The 20,099-nt window shown below is 34.3% G+C and carries 18 protein-coding genes; 2 read left to right on the top strand and 16 right to left on the bottom strand.

Translation table 11 applies throughout. The annotated features are described in order from the left end of the window. The first annotated feature begins 96 nt into the window (after positions 1 to 96). Entirely contained in the window at positions 97 to 1,629 is a 1,533-nt protein-coding gene (gene gpmM / locus AVFI_RS01010; RefSeq protein ID WP_054776340.1) for a 2,3-bisphosphoglycerate-independent phosphoglycerate mutase, read from the top strand. Positions 1,630 to 2,206: 577 nt separating this feature from the next. Here the strand turns inward: gpmM and galE are convergent. The 3 genes from galE to AVFI_RS00995 form a co-directional block, all read right to left on the bottom strand. After that, on the bottom strand, positions 2,207 to 3,214 hold the full coding sequence (gene galE / locus AVFI_RS01005; RefSeq protein WP_054776085.1) for a UDP-glucose 4-epimerase GalE: 1,008 nt from the start codon (positions 3,212 to 3,214) through the stop codon (positions 2,207 to 2,209). 175 nt (positions 3,215 to 3,389) lie between these two features. Then, complete coding sequence (locus AVFI_RS01000; protein WP_188863279.1) at positions 3,390 to 4,343, bottom strand: DHH family phosphoesterase; 954 nt, start codon at positions 4,341 to 4,343, stop codon at positions 3,390 to 3,392. Positions 4,344 to 4,613: 270 nt separating this feature from the next. Further along, the gene (locus AVFI_RS00995) at positions 4,614 to 5,780 is read right to left on the bottom strand and encodes a nucleotide sugar dehydrogenase (RefSeq protein ID WP_069595028.1); all 1,167 of its coding nucleotides are present in this window, start codon (positions 5,778 to 5,780) and stop codon (positions 4,614 to 4,616) included. A gap of 169 nt (positions 5,781 to 5,949) precedes the next feature. On the opposite strand from AVFI_RS00995, the gene AVFI_RS00990 reads away from it, so the two are divergent. Beyond that, entirely contained in the window at positions 5,950 to 7,182 is a 1,233-nt protein-coding gene (locus AVFI_RS00990) for an exopolysaccharide biosynthesis polyprenyl glycosylphosphotransferase (RefSeq protein ID WP_054776084.1), read from the top strand. A gap of 31 nt (positions 7,183 to 7,213) precedes the next feature. On the opposite strand, the gene AVFI_RS00985 is transcribed toward AVFI_RS00990, so the two are convergent. The 13 genes from AVFI_RS00985 to AVFI_RS00925 are packed head-to-tail and all read right to left on the bottom strand — an operon-like array spanning position 7,214 to position 20,078. After that, positions 7,214 to 8,512, bottom strand: a complete 1,299-nt coding sequence (locus tag AVFI_RS00985) for a capsular polysaccharide export protein, LipB/KpsS family (protein WP_155656857.1) — start codon at positions 8,510 to 8,512, stop codon at positions 7,214 to 7,216. Between the two features lies 1 nt (position 8,513). Then, a complete protein-coding gene (locus AVFI_RS00980) occupies positions 8,514 to 9,578 on the bottom strand; it encodes a glycosyltransferase family 4 protein (RefSeq protein WP_054776083.1) in 1,065 nt (354 codons plus the stop codon). Further along, positions 9,556 to 11,433: an acyltransferase family protein gene (locus tag AVFI_RS00975; RefSeq protein WP_188863280.1), complete on the bottom strand. Its 1,878-nt coding sequence runs from the start codon at positions 11,431 to 11,433 to the stop codon at positions 9,556 to 9,558. Before AVFI_RS00975 ends, AVFI_RS00980 begins: the two co-directional genes overlap by 23 nt. After that, complete coding sequence (locus AVFI_RS00970; RefSeq protein ID WP_188863281.1) at positions 11,430 to 12,236, bottom strand: glycosyltransferase family 2 protein; 807 nt, start codon at positions 12,234 to 12,236, stop codon at positions 11,430 to 11,432. The genes AVFI_RS00975 and AVFI_RS00970 overlap by 4 nt, the downstream gene beginning before the upstream one ends. A gap of 22 nt (positions 12,237 to 12,258) precedes the next feature. Further along, positions 12,259 to 13,128: a glycosyltransferase family A protein gene (locus AVFI_RS00965; protein WP_054776078.1), complete on the bottom strand. Its 870-nt coding sequence runs from the start codon at positions 13,126 to 13,128 to the stop codon at positions 12,259 to 12,261. A gap of 6 nt (positions 13,129 to 13,134) precedes the next feature. Further along, positions 13,135 to 14,241 (bottom strand): TDP-N-acetylfucosamine:lipid II N-acetylfucosaminyltransferase, encoded by a 1,107-nt coding sequence (locus AVFI_RS00960; RefSeq protein WP_188863282.1) that lies wholly within the window; start codon positions 14,239 to 14,241, stop codon positions 13,135 to 13,137. Between the two features lie 11 nt (positions 14,242 to 14,252). After that, complete coding sequence (locus AVFI_RS00955) at positions 14,253 to 15,680, bottom strand: lipopolysaccharide biosynthesis protein (protein ID WP_214651509.1); 1,428 nt, start codon at positions 15,678 to 15,680, stop codon at positions 14,253 to 14,255. Further along, complete coding sequence (gene rfbA, locus AVFI_RS00950) at positions 15,673 to 16,551, bottom strand: glucose-1-phosphate thymidylyltransferase RfbA (protein WP_188863283.1); 879 nt, start codon at positions 16,549 to 16,551, stop codon at positions 15,673 to 15,675. The genes AVFI_RS00955 and rfbA overlap by 8 nt, the downstream gene beginning before the upstream one ends. A gap of 9 nt (positions 16,552 to 16,560) precedes the next feature. Continuing rightward, the gene (rfbB, locus tag AVFI_RS00945) at positions 16,561 to 17,631 is read right to left on the bottom strand and encodes a dTDP-glucose 4,6-dehydratase (protein ID WP_188863284.1); all 1,071 of its coding nucleotides are present in this window, start codon (positions 17,629 to 17,631) and stop codon (positions 16,561 to 16,563) included. 3 nt (positions 17,632 to 17,634) lie between these two features. Then, entirely contained in the window at positions 17,635 to 18,420 is a 786-nt protein-coding gene (locus AVFI_RS00940) for a phosphoadenylyl-sulfate reductase (RefSeq protein ID WP_188863285.1), read from the bottom strand. A gap of 17 nt (positions 18,421 to 18,437) precedes the next feature. Further along, positions 18,438 to 18,665 (bottom strand): acyl carrier protein, encoded by a 228-nt coding sequence (locus AVFI_RS00935; RefSeq protein ID WP_054776075.1) that lies wholly within the window; start codon positions 18,663 to 18,665, stop codon positions 18,438 to 18,440. Beyond that, positions 18,658 to 19,587: a ketoacyl-ACP synthase III gene (locus AVFI_RS00930; RefSeq protein WP_188863286.1), complete on the bottom strand. Its 930-nt coding sequence runs from the start codon at positions 19,585 to 19,587 to the stop codon at positions 18,658 to 18,660. Before AVFI_RS00930 ends, AVFI_RS00935 begins: the two co-directional genes overlap by 8 nt. Then, the gene (locus AVFI_RS00925) at positions 19,584 to 20,078 is read right to left on the bottom strand and encodes a hypothetical protein (protein ID WP_188863287.1); all 495 of its coding nucleotides are present in this window, start codon (positions 20,076 to 20,078) and stop codon (positions 19,584 to 19,586) included. Before AVFI_RS00925 ends, AVFI_RS00930 begins: the two co-directional genes overlap by 4 nt. Between the last annotated feature and the right edge of the window lie 21 nt (positions 20,079 to 20,099).

Below are 20,099 nucleotides of genomic sequence, written 5' to 3'. Positions count from 1 at the left end.
TTCCTCGCTCCACTATGGCCCATTTTCAAACTTTGTAGTAAAATTACACAAAGTTATTTATTCGAATTTATTAAGTTATTGACGAGGAACACCTTTATGTCAGCTAAGAAGCCTATGGCTCTAGTTATTCTTGATGGTTACGGTCACCGTGAAACTCAAGCAGATAACGCAATTACAAACGCAAAAACTCCAGTTCTTGATGGCCTAATGGCTAATCAACCAAACACGCTAATTTCAGCATCTGGTATGGACGTTGGTCTACCTGATGGTCAAATGGGTAACTCTGAAGTAGGTCACACTAACATCGGCGCTGGTCGTGTTGTATATCAAGACCTTACTCGTATCACTAAAGCAATTTCTGATGGTGAGTTCCAACAAAACGAAACACTTGTAAACGCTATCGACAAAGCAGTTAAAGCAGACAAAGCCGTTCACATCATGGGACTTATGTCTCCAGGTGGCGTTCACTCTCATGAAGATCACATCTACGCTGCAGTTGAAATGGCAGCAGAGCGTGGCGCAGAGAAAATCTACCTACACTGCTTCCTAGACGGTCGTGATACACCACCACGTTCAGCTGAAAACTCTCTGAAAAACTTCCAAGAGCTATTCGCTAAACTAGGTAAAGGCCGTGTTGCCTCTCTAATTGGTCGTTACTACGCAATGGACCGTGACAACAACTGGGATCGCGTACAAAAGTCTTACGAACTAATGACGGAAGCAAAAGCTGAATTTACTTTTGCAACAGCAGTTGAAGGTCTTGAAGCGGCTTACGCTCGTGAAGAGAACGATGAGTTTGTTCAAGCAACTGAAATCAAAGCGGAAGGCGAAGAATCAGCAGCTATCGTTGATGGTGATGCTGTTATCTTCATGAACTACCGTGCTGACCGTGCTCGTGAAATTACACGTGCATTCGTTCCTGATTTCGATGGTTTTGCTCGTAACGTATTCCCAGCAATCGATTTTGTTATGCTGACTCAATACGCAGCAAATATCCCTCTTCTTTGTGCATTCGCTCCTGCGTCTCTAGAAAACACATACGGTGAGTGGTTATCTAAAGAAGGTAAAACTCAACTACGTATTTCTGAAACTGAAAAATACGCACACGTTACTTTCTTCTTCAATGGCGGCATTGAAGACGAGTTTGAAGGTGAAGAACGTCAACTAGTTGCTTCTCCAAAAGTAGCGACTTACGATCTACAACCTGAAATGAGCGCTCCTGAACTAACTGAAAAATTAGTTGCTGCTATCAAGTCTGGTAAATACGACGCTATCGTTTGTAACTACCCTAACTGTGACATGGTTGGCCACACTGGCGTATACGATGCGGCAGTTAAAGCAGTTGAATCTCTAGATGAGTGTATCGGTAAAGTGGTTGACGCAATCAAAGAAGTTGATGGCCAACTACTTATCACTGCTGACCACGGTAACGCTGAAATGATGATCGACCCTGAAACAGGCGGCGTTCACACAGCTCACACTAACCTTCCAGTACCTCTAATCTACGTAGGTAGCAAAGCGGTTGAGTTTAAAGAAGGCGGTAAACTGTCTGACCTAGCTCCAACTATGCTAGCTCTAACAGATACAGCGATTCCTGCTGAGATGTCTGGTGAAGTTCTTTTTAAATAGAACTATACGCTTTGCTGACTAGAAACTAAACCGCTTCGCTTCTATAAAATCAAAAGCAAAAGCTGTATTCGCTTTTGCTCTTATAGTCTCTAGTTAGCGCAGCATATAGTTTCTAGCCTCTATGAATACTAAAATAAAAATGCCCACAGGTTTGTAGCCTGTGGGCATTTTTATTTTAGAGGTAATAGAGTTCAGATCGCTTCGCTTGCAGAATTCAGAGGTGTGAGCGGAACTAACTGCACCAAAGAAGGTTCTCCCCCTTAGACGCTATAGCTATGAGATCGATACCGTCAATACAAGGGGGAGTTAGAGGGGGTTGGTTACACCATATTTAATGATAAAGACAAACTAAACTCCATCACTAACAACCCCTCCTAGCCTCCCCTTATATCAACATCTCTAATCTCAACAATACATCTATCAAGGGGAGGAACAGTACCGTGCTCACTGCAACCACCACGATCACCCCTGAACCCTAAAAGGGAGCCTGCGACCGATCTGAATCCTGAAATCTTGCTCTTACTCGTCCCTCGAGGACGAAGTCCGTCCTCGCATCTCGAAGCAAAACGCCCTGTTCCTAATACCCTTCAGGGTTATTCGACTGCCAACGCCATGTATCCGCAGTCATATCATCAAGAGACAGTTTCGCTTCCCACTTCAGCTCTTCACGAGCTTTAGCTGGGTCTGCCCAACATTCCGCAATATCACCTGGACGACGATCTACAATCTTATATGGCACTTTCGCACCAGAAGCTTTCTCAAAAGCCATTACCATCTGAAGAACACTATTACCATTACCCGTACCTAAGTTATAGATATGTAGGCCGGCTTCTTGGCCTTTGTATTTTAGTGCTGCTAAATGACCATCAGCCAAATCAACCACATGGATATAATCACGAACGCCAGTACCATCAACCGTTGGGTAATCATTACCAAATACAGATAAGAATTCACGGCGACCAACAGCCACTTGAGAAATAAATGGCATCAAGTTATTTGGAATACCTTGAGGGTCTTCACCCATAGTTCCTGACTTATGAGAACCAACTGGATTAAAGTAACGTAATAGCGTTACACTCATTTCAGGATGTGCTTTTTGAATATCCGTTAAACACTCTTCTACCATTAACTTACTACGCCCATAAGGGTTCGTTGCTGATGTTGGGAAATCTTCACGGATCGGTGTTGATGCAGGATCACCATAAACCGTTGCAGATGAACTAAATACAATACTGTTCACGCCCGCTTTACGCATCGCCTCAACTAAAATCAAGGTACCCGATACATTGTTATCGTAATACATAATTGGTTTTTCAACAGACTCACCAACGGCTTTCAAACCAGCAAAGTGAATCACGCTATCAATTTGATTTTCAGCAAAGATGGTTTCTAAAATTTTTGGATCGCGAATATCACCTTGATAAAATTTAGGCTTTACACCAACCAAAGCTTCAATACGATCAAGTACGACTTCTTTACTGTTGTATAGGTTGTCCAAAATGATCGGCGTTAAGCCCGCCTCAATCATTTGTACACATGTGTGGCTACCGATGTAACCCATTCCGCCAGTGACTAAAATATTCATTATATTTCTCTATTTTAAATAATTTGATAATAGCCTATACGCTGCGCTAACTAGAACGCTTAGCTCTAGAGACTATAAAATCAAAAGCACCTATACTGATAGGCTTAATTATTACACCAGCTATACCTGCACCTATAGTCTCTAGTTAGCGCAACGTATAGTTTCTAGTTTCACTCTAATACTTCCCCTCAACCACTTGAATAAACTCCGCGAGCTTCTCTTTTGGCAATGCATTAATTCCAGCAGCAGCCTCTCGACCACCACCGGTTGCAAACGAGCTACAGATCTCTCCTGCACCTTGCTTATTATTTAACGGTGCTCGTAAAGAGACAGTATAAGTATCATCATCGTTCAACGTTACCACCGCATGCGATGAATTTGGTGCTCTATTAGCCAAAAGATTACCATAAACACCACTAATTCGACGAGCCCATGCAGTATTTGGTAACTCAAACAAAGCCAGTTTCTCACTTTTGTGCAGAGCCTCTATAGATAATGCATGATTCATATCTGATTGATAAGCACTTTGTAATTGATAGAAAGGTGATGCTTTATCTTTAATAACATCAAAGGGTGACAAATATTGTCTTAATGCTTGATATAACTCAGCAGGATCAAAGTGCAAATCATCGATTTTTGCCCCATACCCATTATAGTTTATTAATGTCCCAAGCTCTTTTAACTGAGATTTTTGCTCAGAAGATAAACCAGCGGTATCAGCTAACTCGTCGGCTTTAGTAATTAAATTATCACCATACGCCGCCGTAATTGCCCAATAATGAAACTGACCATTCAATAATTTATCAATGATTAATGCTGTACACGTATTTGCATCTAAATCGATATGAGCAGATAAATTTTCATTCTCAGGAATATCACCACATCTATGATGATCCGCATAAAACACTTCCGCGCTAGACTCCAAAGCAACCTCTAGATCTGCCATGTTCTTTTCCATAGAGATATCTAAAATAGTTAAACTATCTTCTGGCTTTACATCAATTTTCTTTACTAAATTAATGTCACGTTTAACACCTGTAACCAATACAGATTCTTGAGGGTAAGCTAATCGAAGTTGAAGAAGTGCAATAATGCCATCGGCATCACCATTGAAGATGTCGTAGTTCATGTATCAATCCTTTTGAAGAACAAGAGTGCTGTCTTATGGTCCTACGGTCCTGATTGGGAGTCAAGGTTAGCTTTAAGGCACTACGCGCAAAGGTTTCAGGTTTCAGGTTTCAGGAAAATCAAAAGCGAGCCCCCTGAAATCTCACTTTACTCTTCAAAATAAAAAAAGCGGACACAACCAATTAGTTATGTCCGCTCTTGCTTTTAAGTCTTTACTCGCCCCTATAGGACGAAGTTCGTCCTCGCCTCTCGCAGCGAAGCATCCCTAATTTTAGTCACTACCAAACAAATCGCGAGTGTAAACCTTACTCTCAACGTCTGATAACTCTTCCATCATACGGTTTGAAACAATCACGTCAGACACTTGCTTAAACTCAGCCAAATCTTCAATCACACGAGAATTAAAGAAATCCGCCTCTTTTAATACTGGTTCATAAACGACAACTTCAATGCCTTTAGCTTTCAAGCGTTTCATAATGCCTTGAATTGAAGAAGCTCGGAAATTATCAGAACCCGCTTTCATGATTAAACGATAAATACCCACAACTTTTGGATTACGTTTCATGATAGATTCAGCGACAAAATCTTTACGAGTACGGTTAGCATCCACAATTGCACCAATAATATTATTCGGCACTTCTTGGTAATTCGCTAATAACTGCTTAGTGTCCTTTGGTAGACAGTAACCACCGTAACCAAATGATGGATTATTGTAGTGATTACCAATACGAGGGTCTAAACCAACGCCTTCAATAATCTGACGAGCGTCTAAACCATGCGCCTCAGCATAAGAATCCAACTCATTAAAGTAAGCAACACGCATCGCAAGGTAAGTATTCGAGAACAACTTAACAGCCTCAGCTTCAGTTGAATTCGTCAGTAATACTTCAATGTTCTCTTTTATCGCCCCCTCAACCAATAAATCAGCAAATACCTGAGCTCGCTCAGATTGCTCACCAACAATAATACGAGATGGGTGTAAATTATCAAAAAGAGCTCGACCTTCACGTAAAAACTCAGGAGAGAAAATAATATTCTCACAGTTTAATTCTTGTTTAATACGTTCAGTATAACCAACAGGAACTGTCGATTTGATAACCATTACCGCTTTTGGGTTGATAACCATAACGTCTTTAATTACAGCTTCAACAGAGCCCGTATTAAAATAGTTCGTCACAGGATCATAATCAGTTGGCGTTGCAATCACTACATATTCAGCCTCTTTATAGGCGAATTCTTTATCTAGTGTTGCTGTAAGATTCAGTTCCTTGTTAGCCAGAAAATCTTCAATTTCCACATCTGAAATAGGTGATTTTTTATTATTAATCAACTCAACCTTTTCAGCCATAATATCAACTGCAATCACTTCATTATGTTGTGCTAACAACACTGCATTTGATAGGCCAACATAGCCTGTACCGGCAATGGCTATTTTCATTCTTATGATCCTTGTAGGGAATTTTAACTAATTTGATTATAAAAGAAATCGACATTAGAGGCGAGGATGAAATCTGCCCATAAAAATAACAAATTACGAACAAAGTATACTCTGCAAAGTTTAATCAATGTGTTAGCATAAATAGTTCGTAACTACTAGGTATATCAATGTGAGAAAGCTATTACAAAATTCAATTGTATGTCATGGATTAGGCGTCATCGGCACAATCTTGTTTATTTATATTGCCACAGGATTAAGAACACATTTACCAATTACGGTTATTAACAGCTATTGGCTTGTTAGTGCAGCTTATATCATTACATCCGTTACTATTCCTAAAATAACAAACTACCTTTTAGTTGATCGTAAGTATTATATTTTACCCGTTCTCACATCTGTCTACTTAACAGTAACGCTCTTAATTCTGCTTTTTCGAATTGATTACTCGCGTGAGATCTTAGTTTACGCTTTTTGCACTCACCTATTTTGGATGTATTTTTCTGCTAGTATTAGAAAGAGTAAAGAAAGGCTAAAACTAGGTGCAATCAATAATTTTGATATTACTTCACTCGATAAAAAGAACGGCCGTGTTGAATTATCATTACTTCCAGAACCGCTTTCAATGACAGATATACAAGATGGTTTAGTTGTTGATTTACATAATAAACTAACACCGACTCAAGAAAAATTTGTTGCTGATTGTAGTATTAATAATATTCCCGTATTTCACTCAGAAAGCATTCGAGAAATGGTCGAAGGAAAGGTAAAAACAAGTCACCTTTCTGAGAATGCAATCGGAACATTGATTCCGAACCCTATCTACCACGGTGTAAAGCGAGTTTGGGAATCCCTACTAATCATTGCATTCTTTCCCATCACATTGCCGGTGATGCTAATCACTACCATTCTAATAAAATTAGAAAATCCAGGTCCAGCCATGTTTATTCAAGAACGCGTTGGACAAGGTGGGAAAACATTTAAAATTTATAAATTCCGAAGCATGACTGTAAAGCAGCCTGGAGACGAAGATAAATTTGCTACAGCAGAACAAGCTCGAGTTACGAAAATAGGGAAAATCATTCGAAAAGTTCGTATTGATGAATTACCACAATTTTTCAATGTGCTAAAAGGTGAAATGTCACTAATAGGTCCAAGACCAGAACAAGAAAGTTTTGTTAAACAATTTGAACAAGAAATCCCATTCTATGGCTACCGTCATATGGTAAAACCAGGCATTACAGGCTGGGCTCAAACGGTGCAAGGTTATGCTGATGATACTGACTCAACACGAGAGAAATTAGCGCATGATCTATATTACATCAAACATTTATCTTTCTGGTTGGATATGAATATTGTTCTTAAAACAATAAAAACAATGATGACTGGATTTGGCGCTAAGTAAACCGAAAATAAATGCGTTCTTTAGAACGCATTTATTTTACTCTTCCTTTTATTACACCCTGTATCTTATCTGTTATTACCTTTAATTCATTTAGTGTAAAACTAAAACCTGCACCTTGAATACTATAGTTATATTTTAAATAATGAATAAACCCCTTCCGAGCTAACACATTGACAGGTTTAGGGTTTGATAATGCAGAGGATAATTCATTAATATCGCATGGTTCACATACATCTCCTCGAGCAAAGAAAGCTCTACCTAATACATACAAAGGTTTCTCTGTCTCTAATGCTTCCATACACACTGTAGAATTAACCGAAATAATTGAGCATGCATTATTTACTAGCTCAGTTGTATTAAATCGAGAAAACACCGTGTCAGGGCTAGATTCGTAGGCCCCCAAATCATTTGGATGAAGCTTAACAACTAAAGTATGATCTGCCGCCAACGTGGAACTTAAAAATGCTTTTTCAACTTGATTTAAAAGTTCTTGATTCGATGAAAAATCACTATGAATTAAAAACTGAGTATCATTTTCTAATTGCATTGGAAAGAAAACATATTTCCCTTTCGGCAAATCATCAAGTTGAACAGATGATGCGCTTTGGTTAAATCGAGGCTTAACACTTTGCTCCCAAAAACGCTTGATATAAGGTCGAATCTTAAAAGCGTTATGTAAAATAGGAGAGTTGAAACCTAATAAACCACCTAATTTGTTTAAAATTAAAAAATACGCAAAGTTCAATTTAGATTTTTTACTTTCATGTCCATAAAACTTATCAGGAACATCAAATGGCTTATCAGGTAAATTCCCAAATTGTGAAAAATCAATATCAAGAGTAGTTATGCTCGAATTTGCATTAACACCATGAAAATCCAAGGTCATGGTATAAGGTCGAAATAGACCTAACTCACTTACGCAAAAAGGAACGCTCTCTTCTATGCATATTTCACGAGCAATAGCGTGGTGCCATCGCAAGTCATTATGCATCATAACAAAATCGATTTTTTTTGATTTTAGATAATGTCGAAAGTAATTAGCAAACTTAGCAAAGTTTTCTAATTCACTACGTGATAATTCTCTATTTTCAAACTTTCTAACATAAGCAGAATAATGATTATTTGACCACTGCGCTAAATGAAGATCATCATTAGTAAATGTCTTATGCTTTCTAAGAATACAACCTATATAGTTGCTTTTAGAACCTGAAAAATAGTGCTTATAACCGCACTTAGAGAAAATTGCAGTAAACGAAACAGGTTCATCAAAAGTCGATATTATCTGAGAAAAAAAGGGAGAGTAAGGTGAGTCTAATGAGAGTATATTCATTCTATTTTTTTAGTTCTTCTATCCATTTGTTGATGATAGTGTCTTTGCTAAATAAGGTTCTTTTATTTAAAGCTGTTTTTGACATCTCTTTTCGTAAAAGTTCATTAGAAGCTAAATCCGATAACTTGGTTTCAAATAAACAAGTATCAAATAAAGGGATCAAAAAACCATCTTTAGTATCAGTAATAATCTCAGCAGGACCTGTTTCACAATCAAAAGAAACAACAGGTATTCCAAATGATAATGCTTCAATTAAAACCATTGGAAAACCTTCATTTTTAGAAGTTAACAACAAAATGCTCGCCTTTTTGTAATATTCATCAATTACATCAGTCGGAGGTAAAATGCTAACCTGATGACCAATACGATCATCATTACGCAAAGATTCTACTTGATGCTGTTCTGGTCCTTCACCTATAAAAGTACAAGTCCATTGTTTATTCTTAAGTAGAAATGAACTCGTAATATCACATAATAAATCAATACCTTTAGTATCCGTAAAACGACCAACATAGAGCAAGTTATTGTATTCATGCTGAGTTTCAATTTCTCTTGTAGCAAAATGAGTATAATTAGGAATAACACGTACATCATTATGCTCTTTATCGTAGTATCTTTCTTTATCTCGATTCGTCAGAACCACAAGAGTATTAAATTTTTTATATAAATACTTTCGTATAACTCTACGCATCAGACTACTATTAGAGTAAGCAGTGTGTTCAGCTGCCCACGTTCGCTTACCTTTAATTTTAAATAATGCAATGAATAAACTCATTGCTGTCCCAACAGATATCAATACATCAGGGTTCTCACTTTTAACGTACTCTCTAAGCTTTTTACTCAAAGAGATATACCAAGAAATTTTCCCTAGAACTGTTCTACCATGTAAAGGAGGAAGATCTAAATAACTCACATTATGAATATCTGGTTTTTCATATTTATGAGCGGCAGAAATAACCTTTACATCAATGTCTTCAGAGATAGAAAGATCCCTTGCAAGTCCCTTAGTAACTGTAGACAGCCCTCCAGGCATAGTGATGTCATTAATGAGATAAAGTACTTTCATATTCTCTAGCTATTTTAGGTAAATGAGATAATACATATGGAGCTAAATATGCTGAACCAAAGCGTGATAAATGATGTCCATCACTAAAAATTGGAAAACGCCCCTCAATGGTCTTACAAACAACGTCATCACATAAAGAATCAGCTACATCAATAAAATAAACGTTTTCCTGATGAGCTACATAATCATTTAAGAATGAATTAACCTCCATCTGTTTAAAAGGTGTACTATTTTTACATTCTTTAGAGAAAAACAGTCCACTTTCACCTAGACATTGAGCAGAGTGATTGCTATCTCTAACCGGAACACCTATCAAATAATATTTTCTATCTTTACCTAACATACTTTTAATTTCATCAAGTTGATCCGATAAAATATCAAAATACTCATCATGAGATAACTTATTGAAGTCCATATTATTGGATTTATATTTATGACTAGTTTGATATGTCCACATAGAACCAATGACGATGTCAGCCAAAGGATATTGTGCAGCTAATTGCTCTACCTTAGAAAATGAATTGGTACAATCCGTATCCTCAACACCTTGATTGAAACGAGTTAAAGATGGCGACACTAAACAACCGTGGTCGAAATAAGTAACCAGATTTAAAGATATCCCCTCTTGTTTAGCCTTATCAACAAAACCACCTAGATACTGTTGTGCATAGCTATCCCCAAAGAAAATGTAATCAACGCTACGATCTTTTGCTAAATAGTTAACCTGACTTGAAGGAAACCCATCGCCACCATATTTAAATAACATTTCTTCATCTTGATTATATTGATATTTTGATTCAACTCTATTGTAAATGCCGTTAGTTAAATATATGAAAACCGCAAATGAAATAATAATGAAATATGAAATAGAAATGAATTTTAAGCTTCTTTTTTTCTCAACAACAGAATATGAAAAATGAGAAATAGCCAAAAGAGACAGTATAAAATGCCATGAAACAGGCTCTAATAGAAAAAAGTTATAAAAGACTAATAAAGGCCAATGAATAAGATACAGTGAATAAGAGCTTTTACCTAAGTAATCAACTATTTTATTTTCAGATATCTTTTTAGGTACAGATGAGGAAATAATAACAAAAACTGTCGCAATAGTCGGAAGTATTGCAAAGTAACCAGGCCATAATAATGATTTATCAATAATCACATAAGAAATTAAAAATAATATAATCGCTGTAATTAAAAGAGCATTATTATTTTCTTTTAGCGAATATTTATAGGCCATATAGCCTAAAAGCATTTCCCATGCTCTTGTTGTAATTAAATAATAAGTTGTTGTTGGAAAAAGTTCAGATACTATTAAATTAATCACAAATGAAAATAAAACAAGGAAACATATAACACTATGAATCTTATCTTTAGGAGTGAACTTGATTACACCAAGTATAAGTAAAGGATAAAATAGATAAAACTGCCACTCAACAGATAAAGACCATGTATGCAACAACCACTTACTTAATGAGGCTGTATCAAAGTATCCAGACGTTTTCCAATATACAACATTAGAGACAAAAGATAGAGAAGAGATAGAATCAATAGAAAGCTGCTTATAATCTTTAGGCGAAAGAAGAAAGAAACATACAAATAACACCAAAAACACGGTAAATAATAATGAAGGGCATATTCTTTGTATTCTAGCGAGATAAAAGTCTTTAAGATTAAATCGTCCCTCCTCACTACGCATAAAAATAATACGAGACATTAAAAAGCCAGAAATAACAAAAAATATATCAACCCCAATAAAACCTGCTTTTAATGTCATAGGTGATATATGATAAATAATAACTGATATAACAGCAAGTGCTCTCAGGGCATTAATATCTGAACGAAAAGTCTTCATTTGTTATTCTTATTTAATCCAAAACTAACCATTAAAAACTGACTCAAATCTTTAAAATCACCTATAGACTTTGCAAGACGAAAATAAATTAGGAAAAATCTAATCTTGCTTACTACATTCATTCTTTTTGTATAACGGGCAAAGAAAACAAGCATTGAATGAAAATCGATAGTTCTTTTTTCACCAAGTACCCAGTTAATTGTCGTTTTCGCATCTGTCATGCATGCAACTTTTAAGCTATCACAACAACGGATAAAGTAATCTAAATCTTGATTGCGACCAAGCGACTCATCCCAACTAACCTTTAAAAAAGCATCTTTCGTCATAAAAAAAGAAGAAGACTGAGCCCAACCTCGATTTTTTCCAAAAAGGTAATTAACAGGATCTTCTTTAGCCAAAAACTTACGTGCGGTTACCGTTTTTAAACTTACTGAATCATTAATAATTGCACTGGAATAGACAAAATCCACATCACACTCAGTTAAATGAGTTAATGACGAAGCTAAATAATCACTTTCCCATTCATCATCAGAATCCAAAAATGCAACATACTCTCCTCTTGAAGCATTAGCTCCAGCATTTCTAGCAATATTTGCATTTTTACATGGATGAACTTTTAGGTAGTGTACATTTTCACCATACTCGGACTTAATCAACTCTTCTATTTCTTCTGGGAATTTACTGTTATTTTCAGCAACAATAACTTCTATATTTTCATAGCTTTGATTAAGAACAGTGTCTAATGTTCGTTTCAGTTCTGTAATTCTATCTTTTACTGGAATAATGACGCTAATCAACTTCATAACATGCTCAAATTATTAGATATTAAAACCATCTAGATAAGAAATCTTTTATTTTTTTTATCGAAATATTATTAGGTAACATTCTTTGCCTAAAAAGAACAATTGATTTAAAGAACTTTACAAATAGTTTCATTGTAAAAACATCTTTAAAATTTAAAACAATTGATAAGAAAGAAAATTGATAATATTTAAGACCATATTGAGAAAGAAGTTCATTTCTATTCAATGCAACTTCAAGCCTTGATCTTCTATTAGTCTTAGAATGTGTCGTAGTCAAACTATTAACACGTTTATAAACACAATAAACAGTTTCATTAACTGATGATATTTTCTTTGCAAATAAAGCAGTTTTTAGTGAGAACATAACATCATTTGATGCGATTACTTCATCAAATAGAATTTCATTTTCACTAACCAGTTTATGTTTAATTAATTTCCCCCACGGAGGGAAATACATATACCTAATTGACTCATCATTTTCATTTAAATTTTTATCAATCAAATTCGTTAAATACACATTTCGTTCAGAAATATTATTAGACCCTTCAATTAAGCTTTTTGATTTAAAGAAAATAATGTCATCAATACTTTCAGAATATGAATCAAACACTTCAAATGCATTGTTCAAAAAAACATCATCTGAATCAGCAAATAATAGCCATTTCCCTTTAGCTATCTTTAATCCAATGTTTCGACATGTACCTGCACTTTTAATAGGTGTTTCATTATTTAAGAAAATACACTTAGACTTGATACTATCAAGATCATATTCATCAGTGCTTTTATCATCAATGACAATAATTTCAATATCATCCCTTGAAGGAATTGAATTCAAAAGTCTTTCTAATGATTTAAAGTCGTTAAAATGTGGAATAATAATTGAATATTTCATTAATATCTACCGTTCACTCATTTTTGACAATCTATTACAGAATTCTCGAGTTCTCATAAATATTGCATCTTGAGAGAAATTTTTCAGAATAAATTTTTTATTTATTTCTTTCTGTTCAATCGTTAAATCATTAGTAAGATGTTTAATTGAAAGATCTTTGATATTAAATATAGCAGACCCATTACTTTCGAAAAAACCATAAAGCAAACTATCTGAATTCAGAAAGACTTTAGCCCCCATAGCCATCATAACAAACACATTACTCGCAGCTTGTTGCCTTCTATGATTCATAATAATCACATTACATTTTTTCAAAATATCAAAATACTCATCCTTATCCATATAGTCGAATATTGGAGTTATATTTAAATCGAAATTATAAATATCACTTAACAGTTTTTCCCTATATTTAAAATCACCATAAGATAAAGGCAATATGATATTTCCTTTATATTGAAGTTTATGTAAGCATTCTAAAACTTCATAGTGATTATTGGTCGGATCTGCAGAATTACCCAATAATAAACTTTCCCCTTGAGGATCTACAACCATATTTTTATTAAGTATTTTTGCCGACGCACCGTAATTCCACGCTATATATTTCAAGTGCTTGTACTTTTTACTTAGCAAATGATACTCAGACTCTAAAACTGGTGAAAAGTGAGTTATATTTAATATTGCCTTGTGTTTTTTTAAGCGGAAAAGAAAATCAACTTTAATAAAATTCTTAATTTTAGATTTAATGCTACCTAATCTTTTATATTTTAAAGAATATTTATAAAATAATCCATTTGATAACATATCATAATAATCAAATCCCATACCGACCCATACATAGTTAAGCTTAGGGTACATATTAATAAATTTAACATGATTAACATTCAAAGAATGGATGATTATATATGTAGCTTCGTCTAGTAAATATTCTATGCTTTTAATATCTTTCAACTTCAAATATATTACATCTTCATATTCATCAGATATATATTGAACACTAGATTGATCTCTATTTAAAAGACAAACATATTTATTATCAACATTTTTGACACAATCAAAGTTCTCGAATACATTTACAGTAAACTTGTTATCTAATATAAAGTGTACTAATTTCACCACATCACCATTTAAAATAACGCATTATAAAAAGAATTGTAAATATCTTTATAAAAGTAATAAACAACCAAGAAGTAACATAAAATAAAAGACAACAATGATAAAACTAAAGTATAATAATCATTATTCTGATATGTTATATTGAATACATGTATTATACAAAATAAAATAACAACTAAAAGCCAAATTGGAAATATATTTTTAAATTGTTTTAGAGTGCTAATATTAGATAGTTTACTTGTATAATATGTATTAATGAAAACACTAATATATGATTGAGTCATAATACCAAAACAAATAGCTTCGATTCCTATAGGTACGGTAATGAATAAAATAATAGTTGTTATTAATTTTTTCATCACTTCTAAGTTTAAAAATAGGTCTGATCGGCCTTTTACCTGTAATAAATTCAAATTAATTGCGTGTATAGGATGTAGCATATATCCAAAACACAATATAATTATAATTCTTTTTATGTCTATCCATTCATTACCAAGAACAAGATTAATAAACGGACCAGACACAACAGCGAAAGCCCCCATCAAAGGGAAAATAACCGCAGCAGATAGCCTTAGTGTTAATAAATATGCGGCATCTAACTTTTCAGTATCATTTTGCATTTGACTTAACATTGGGTATGTAACCCTTTGAATAATCGATGTCATAGTCATTGCAGGAGTGTTTGATAATGTTTTTGCTTGTGTAAAAAAACCAACCTGAGCACTTGAAAATAGCTTACCAATAATTATCTGATAAATATTTTTGTATATTGTGTCAATCAAACTGGTTAACAACAATTTGGAACTAAAACCAAAGAGTTCATCAAACGATGATTTAGAAAATCTCTCTTTGGGCCTCCATGGCACCAATATTTGAATTAATATCGCATTACTGAATACTGAAGATAGTCTTTGAGCAATTAACGCCCACACACCAAACCCACAAAATGCAAAACTAAAAGCAACAAGAGTACTAATAAAAACACTAATTAGTGACGCTTTTGTTAGTCTTTTAAAGTCCATATTTATCGTTAATTTTGTTCTTTGAACTAACGATATAGCATTAATAATAATATTAATACCAAGAACCCTTAATAGACTGGTTAATTCAGGTTCATTATAAAAATCAGAGACATAAGGCGCCCCGAAATATATCAATAAATAGCAAGTAACAGATACTGCGATATTACAATAGAAGACGGTCGAAAAATCTTTTTCATCACGGTCTTGCTTTCGAATTAACGCATTACCAAAACCACTATCAACAAATATTTGAGCTATAGCTATAAAGATAACCAGCATGCCAATAAGGCCAAATGCTTCAGGTCCTAGCATTCGACCTAATATAAGCATAACCACAAGTTGTATACCTTGTGTCGCTATTCGTTCAATCGCACTCCATTTTAATCCACTAACTGTTTTTTTCTTTAAATTAGTCATTATTTATAAGAGCCGATAAATATTCACCATAACTATTTTTAGCCATTAGCTGAATTCTTTCTTCCATAGAAGATTCACTTAACCACCCTTGGTTAAATCCTATTTCTTCTAAACAAGCAATTTTATAGCCTTGACGCTTCTCAATAGTTTCAACGAACTGAGCAGCTTCTAACAAACTTTCATATGTACCAGTATCTAACCAGGCAAATCCCCTGCCGAGCATTTCTACATTAAGCTTATTCGCTTTTAAATACATTTCATTAAGTGCAGTTATCTCTAACTCACCACGTTCTGAAGGCTTAACTTGTTTTGCCAAACTAACAACTTGATTGTCATAAAAATACAAACCAGTAACAGCAAAATTACTCTTAGGTATTTCTGGTTTTTCTTCAATAGAAATCGCTTTACGATTTCTATCAAACTCTACAACCCCAAAACGCTCAGGATCTTTTACCTGATACCCAAAAACCGTAGCACCTTGCCCATTTTTAGCATTTTCTACCGCTTGCTTTAACTTTGGCGAAAAACCTTGACCATAAAAAATATTATCGCCCAAAACCAAACAAACTGAATCATTACCGATAAATTCTTCACCAATAGTAAACGCTTGAGCTAAGCCATCAGGACTAGGTTGCTCTTTATAAACTAGGTTAATACCAAACTGACTTCCGTCACCCAATAATCGCTTAAAACTTTCTTGATCATCAGGAGTTGTTATAACTAATATATCTCGAATACCTGCTAGCATTAGCACAGATAATGGGTAATAAATCATAGGTTTATCATAAACAGGAAGAAGCTGCTTAGATACACCCATAGTAATTGGGTATAAACGGGTACCTGAACCGCCCGCTAAAATAATACCTTTCATGTACTGTTCCTATTTTTGGTTTGAAACCCCAAGGCGTTCACAATTATATGAACCATCAAGAACACGACTCCACCAAGCCTTATTCGATAAATACCATTCAACCGTTTTTCGAATACCGGTTTCAAATGATTCTGCAGGCTTCCAACCTAACTCACGTTCAATTTTAGATGCATCAATAGCGTAACGAACATCATGACCAGGTCGGTCTGTAACATAAGTAATCAAATCAGCGTAGTGATTAACCCCTCCAGGCTTATTTGGTACTAACTCTTCAAGTAACGAACAAATGGTTTTAACAACATCAATATTCGCTTTCTCGTTATGGCCGCCGATATTATATGTTTCGCCAACAACGCCCTCTGTCACAACTTTATATAAAGCACGAGCGTGATCCTCAACATACAACCAATCACGAATCTGTAAGCCGTTACCATAAACAGGTAAAGCTTTACCATCTAACGCATTAAGGATAATCAGTGGAATTAATTTTTCAGGAAAGTGATAAGGACCATAATTATTAGAGCAATTGGTTACGATCGTTGGTAACCCATAAGTTCTTTGCCAAGCTCTTACTAGATGATCACTTGATGCTTTGGATGCAGAGTAAGGGCTCGATGGCTCATATGATGTTTCTTCAGTGAAAAGATCATCAGTACCTTCTAAATCCCCGTATACCTCATCCGTTGATATATGATGAAATCGAAATGCATTTTTTTTCGGTAAATCTAATGCATTCCAATACTGTCTAGCAGCTTCAAGCAAAGTGTATGTGCCAATAATATTTGTTTCTATAAATGCTGCAGGTCCATCGATAGAGCGATCAACATGCGACTCTGCAGCTAAATGCATTACAGCGTCCGGCTTATATTCATTAAATATTCTATCCAGTTCTGCGCGTTGGCAAATATCTACATGCTCAAAAACATATCTAGAATCTGTATTAATCTCAGCTAATGACTCTAAATTTCCAGCATAAGTTAATTTGTCGACATTAATTACAGTATCTTTTGTATTATTAATGATATGGCGTATAACTGCAGAACCGATAAAGCCTGCACCACCAGTTACTAAAATTTTCACTGATTACTCCTGAAAAAACTTTTTCATATCAACGCTATTCTCCTGTGAAATACTATCATCATGTAATCCACATTCGCGCTTTAAACCATGAAATCTAGTATCTTCTGGTCTCATACCATCAGATAAAGGAATCGTTGTATGAACATCCCCCATGGATACATATCCTTTATAATATAAAGGGTGATAATCTAAATTGTTCTCTTCAAGGTAATTTTTAATATCGTCATCAGACCAATCTAATATTGGTAAAAATTTAAATTGCTCTCCTTGAATAGATAAGAAATCAAGCTTCCTACGAGACTCAGCTTGCTCTCTTCGCAAACCAGAATGCCAGATAGATAAATCAAGCTCCTTCAAGGCTTGCGCCATAGGAATAACCTTATTTATTCGATTGTATTTTTTAATTCCATCTAGACCATTTTCCCATAATTTCCCATGAATACTTTCTTGCCATGCGGGAGAGATTACTGAACGGAAGATTTTTAAATTTAAATTTAAATCTCGCTGCATTTTCTCAATAAATTGATATGTTTCAGGAAATAAATAACCAGTATCAATTAAAATTACAGGTATATCAGGTTTAATTGACGTGTACATATGCAAACAAACAGCTGCTTGAATTCCAAAACTTGATGTTAAAGCTTGGTTACCTTTAATATTATTAAGAGCCCAAGTAACTCTTTCTGAAGCCGTTAAAGTCGATAAATACTGATTAACTTCGGACAACAACTCATGTTGTCGTTCAATGTTAAGGCGTCGAAATGAATTAATTTCAAGAACATTATACATATGTACACATAACCATATTAATATTTAGTTAAAATATCAGAAATTGTTTTAAAGTTATCAACTTCTTCATCAGGAACAGCTCGATCTGTTAGATTCTCTAATTCTAAAAATAAATTAAATAAATCTAAGCTATCTAACCCTAAATCTTCAAAAATGATATCTTGGTTTTCTTTTAATGTTACATCACTATCAAGTGATATACCCGCTGCATCCATTGCATCAATTACAACATCAATATTAAGCATTTTTTACTCTCCTAAGTAGGTTTGTTGCCCATGAAAGGCCGACACCGAATCCAGAAATAATAATATTTTCTTTAGTGGTGTCATTAATAAATTTTTCTAATAATAATGGAATTGATGAAGATACTGTATTACCAGTATCTTTAATATCCATTGGAACTTTATCTTTTGAAACTCTTAATTTTCTAACGATAACATCTATTATTGCCGCACTTCCTTGATGCAATAAAAACAAATCAACATCATCTATTGCCAATGTGTTTTTTTCTAGATATTTGCATACATGATTAGGTACTTTGGTTGCTGCAAAGTTAAAAACTTGTCTTCCATTCATATATAAATAGTCATTTTTAACCAATGCTAATTCACCACTACCATCTGTACTAAGTAAAGGCCGCTCTATTAACAACTCACCTTTAGTTGATAACAATGTAGCAGTTGCAGCATCACCGAATAATAATGAAGTTACTCTGTCATTTTCATCTATTATTTTTGAATAAGGGTCAGCTGTTACTAATATTGCATTATCAAATCCCATCTCAATCATATGAGCTTTCAAAATACTTAAACCATATACATAACCAGAGCAACCAAGTGATATATCAAAACAAGATATATCTTCTTTTAGCTCTAACTTCCCTTGAACTAAAGCTGAAGTATGAGGAAGTCCATCAAAATCACCATTTTGTGTAACAACAACAAGCGCATCTATATCTTGTTTATTTAAACCTGTTTTGTTCAATAATGATTCAACAGCTTTAACCGCCATATCTGATGTATTCATACCTTCAGGCATTCGAGATAATTTAGATGCTCCTATTTTTGAATCAATAAAATCCTTTGATTCTGAAAATCGTTCTGAGTTCTTATAATTATCAATATAATCATTAGGAATGTATGAGGCTATATCTCTTATATATATCATGCTTCACCTACAATAAACATAATCTTTGCTTTAAGCACTCCATTTAAATAAATCAAATTTTCACTAAATCTGGATGTTATTCTTTTATTTGATTCAATCTCTATAAGTCCATCAAAATTAATAAGATCATGCTCTGATTTATACTGACCAAATAACCATTTACCTGAACTTGGTTTATCCAAAGTATTATTTAATTTTTTTGTTAATGCGACAATATTCTCTATATAAGAAAAGTTATTATTTAAAGTCATTGAGATTTTCTTATCCGAAACTTTAGCATTTTCAACTAAACCATCTTCATCAAAATCATATCTATCGTTTATTAACTCATTCGATTCAAGTAGATAGTATGATTGCTTTGGAGTTTTAATAATAGCAACTGTATTATTTCCCTTTTCAGTTGATAAGACACATTGGCACTTAGTTGTTTTCCGAAAAGAAATATCTGAAATATACTCATCCTTCAATAAAGCACTAACAGAATTAAACATATCCGTTCCATGAAGATAGTT

Origin of the sequence: Aliivibrio fischeri ATCC 7744 = JCM 18803 = DSM 507 (assembly GCF_023983475.1) — a bacterium.
Lineage (GTDB): Bacteria > Pseudomonadota > Gammaproteobacteria > Enterobacterales > Vibrionaceae > Aliivibrio > Aliivibrio fischeri.
This window is presented reverse-complemented; position numbering and strand designations above follow the sequence as displayed.